3 protein-coding genes are annotated in these 2,871 nt (G+C 41.9%); all 3 read left to right on the top strand.

Features of this window, described 5'->3' with window-relative positions:
* The coding region (locus B4J23_RS00650; protein WP_291358281.1) for a multicopper oxidase domain-containing protein at window positions 1-828 on the top strand (828 nt) is incomplete at its 5' end.
* A gap of 115 nt (window positions 829-943) precedes the next feature.
* Complete coding sequence (locus tag B4J23_RS00645; RefSeq protein ID WP_291358279.1) at window positions 944-1,669, top strand: YgfZ/GcvT domain-containing protein; 726 nt, start codon at window positions 944-946, stop codon at window positions 1,667-1,669.
* A gap of 273 nt (window positions 1,670-1,942) precedes the next feature.
* Complete coding sequence (locus tag B4J23_RS00640) at window positions 1,943-2,740, top strand: tetratricopeptide repeat protein (protein ID WP_180105087.1); 798 nt, start codon at window positions 1,943-1,945, stop codon at window positions 2,738-2,740.
* The last annotated feature ends 131 nt before the right edge of the window (window positions 2,741-2,871 follow it).

Below are 2,871 nucleotides of genomic sequence, written 5' to 3'. Positions count from 1 at the left end.
AATGCACCGATCCCAACGGGTCAAATTACTCCTCAACTAGCTCCGAACCATCCTTTCAATGCTCAACTACTGGGATGGGTCAATGTACAGGCAAGCAAGACAAAAGCGCAGACTCCTGCCCAGTTCCTGCAAGAGCGCGCTAAAAAAATTGGTTTAAGCAAAGAGATTCAGACTCAGTTATCCAAACTTGATCTTACTGCCTTTACCGATCATCCATCCCTAATGACTCCTGCAATTGACAAGCTGGTCGCTTCCAGACCAAAACAGTACAGTAAATTTGAACTGGCTTTCGCAAATGGTCTTAAATTTGGCTTCCGCCATAAAGAAGATGGTGACTTACTCAGTTTTGGAGATGCATTTGATGGCGAAGGATCAGTCGGTCGGACACATGCCAAAGATCCGGATCGTGAATATGTACGTCAGTTACAAATTGGACAAACGGATGAATGGGAACTGACAACCGAAGCTTTTGGTGGCCACCCTTTCCATATTCATGTTAATCCATTCCAGATTGTTAAAATCTTAAAAACTGTCACTGGTCCTAATGGCGAATCTAAAGAAGTTGATGTGAGTGAATTAGCGCCTGATGATAATGATACAGATGATGTGCAATATCGTGGTATGAAAGGACAATTCAAGGATACCCTGTTTATCAAGGCGAACTATAAATTTATTCTTCGAAGTCATTACAAGAAATTTGAAGGTGATTTTGTACAGCACTGTCATATCCTCGATCATGAAGATCAGGGCATGATGGAAACGGTACGGGTCTGTGGAGGCAAATTCCCTTGTGATTCACCTTTGCCAACCTCGTCTCATCATCACTAATTAGACACTACTGAAAAAGCCAATGATCCCGATTGTTGGCTTTTTTGTTTGCCTCTATTAAATGCTTGCTGCACAATAGCTTGATTGATTTTTAGTATTCGAACTGAGGCTGATCATGGCAACATCTCCTGCTTTTACCTTATTTACGCTGAATGGAGTAGATGCGCAAAAATTCCTTCAGGGTCAAGTTACTTTAAATGTCGAAACTCTGGCTGAAAACCTGACTCGCTATACAGCGATCTGTAGCTTGAAAGGACGTATCCAGTTCGGCATCTGGCTGAAAAAAATTAATCCGGAAAGCTTTGAAATTGTCAGCCCTGAAGATCAAGCAGCAGAACTGGCCAGCCACATTAAAAAGTTTGGTGCTTTTTCAAAAATGAAACTGGAACAGGTTGGCCCGGTTTATCCAGTTATTAATGATATCCAGACTGATTTTGTTGAAACTGAAACGGATATTACCCTTTGGCAACAGCAAGCCATTGCTTCAGGTCAGGCTTGGATTCAAGCGGCTACTGCGACCCTGTTCCAGCCACAGGAATTGCGTCTGCATCAACGTGAAGGCATTCACTATGACAAAGGCTGTTATCTGGGTCAGGAAGTGATTGCACGCTTATGGTTTAAAGCCAAGCCAAAACACTGGCTGCATTTGATTCAAGGTACAGGCGAAGCACCTGCTGTTGCGACCAAGCTGCACAATGACGTCGAAGTGGTCAATAGCATTGGTACAGATGAGGGTTATCAGGCTTTGGTAGTTGCCAAACCTGAAGCATTGGCTGAGCTAGAAGTACAAGTTCTGGAATTGCCTGAAGCTTTAAGTGGTGATGTGGCACGTCCACAATAATAACCTGTTATCTTAATGCAAAAGCCAGAATTCAATTCTGGCTTTTTTATTTTTATTAGGCTAAACAATTAAATAGACAAAGATTGACTGAATAAAACACACCTTACACCGAGCACGCTTTTATTGATTCACCTCCTCTATGATTCTCAAATAATTTGTAATTAGTCACATATTCAGTATTTACAAAGCCTGAAATCGTCTTATGATGTAGATGAAAACGACAAAAATCGCACCATGGAATTAGGTGTTAGAAAAATTAAGGTTATCGGAACAATGAAAAAATTAGTACTTGCTGCAATTCTTGCAGTGTCCAGCCAATTTGCCCTCGCAAACACTTCAAATGCCCCAGTCGATCCTCAATTTGCCAAAATTGAAGAGATGGTGAATGCCAAGAATTTCAAGGGTGCCTACGATGCTTTAAGCAAACTGGCCAGCCAGGGAAATGCACAGGCTATCTATAACCTAGGCTATTTAACGCAAACTGGCCAAGGCACTGCCAAGGACGAAAAAAAGGCTATTCAGCTATATGAACAGGCTGCCAGCAAAGGTTATCCGGTGGCCAACTATGTACTGGGCAAGAATTATACCGGTGGTACTTTAGGCCTTAAGCAGGATTTGGGCAAAGCCAAGCAATACCTAGAACGCGCATCGGCAGCCAATTTTGATGAAGCGACGGTAGATCTGGCTATACTTTTATTTGCTGAAGGAACAACAGCTTCTGACCAGCAGGCTTTGAAAAAATTACAGCCTCTTATTAGCAAGGGTAATATGCCGGCCATTCATGCCAAAGCCTTATATGACATCAGCAACGGCTTTAAAACCAAGAATGAAAAGCCGATCCAGCAAGGCTTGAGCAGTATTCAGGATCTGGCTAAAAAAGGCTATATCCCTGCCCTGATGGCGATTGGCAATATGTTTGCCAACGGTAGTATTGTTCCGCAAAACCTGCCTGAAGCTAAAAAGATCTTTGCAGCCCTAGCACAGGAAAATATTCCTAAGGCCAGAGAATCTCTAGCAGCAGTGGATAAAATGATTGCCGAGCAGAAAAAAGCACCTGCCAAAAAAAGTTAATCAAATTTTATCAAAACGCAGATTCAAATCCCAAGTGCAACACATTTGTAGTTAGTTGAAAAAGTTAGGTGTATTCATAGAATCATTAGACTTTTTCAACTCGCAATTGAAAAGCACACAATGAAGAAATA

The organism is Acinetobacter sp. UBA3025, assembly GCF_002367915.1.
Lineage (GTDB): Bacteria > Pseudomonadota > Gammaproteobacteria > Pseudomonadales > Moraxellaceae > Acinetobacter.
The sequence above is the reverse complement of the archived record's forward strand: the minus strand, read 5'-3'. Positions and strand labels throughout refer to the sequence as shown.

Coding starts and splice junctions, on each gene's coding strand:
- B4J23_RS00640 (WP_180105087.1), top strand. CDS start 1,943: ATGAAAAAATTAGTACTTGCTGCAATTCTTGCAGTGTCCAGCCAATTT.
- B4J23_RS00645 (WP_291358279.1), top strand. CDS start 944: ATGGCAACATCTCCTGCTTTTACCTTATTTACGCTGAATGGAGTAGAT.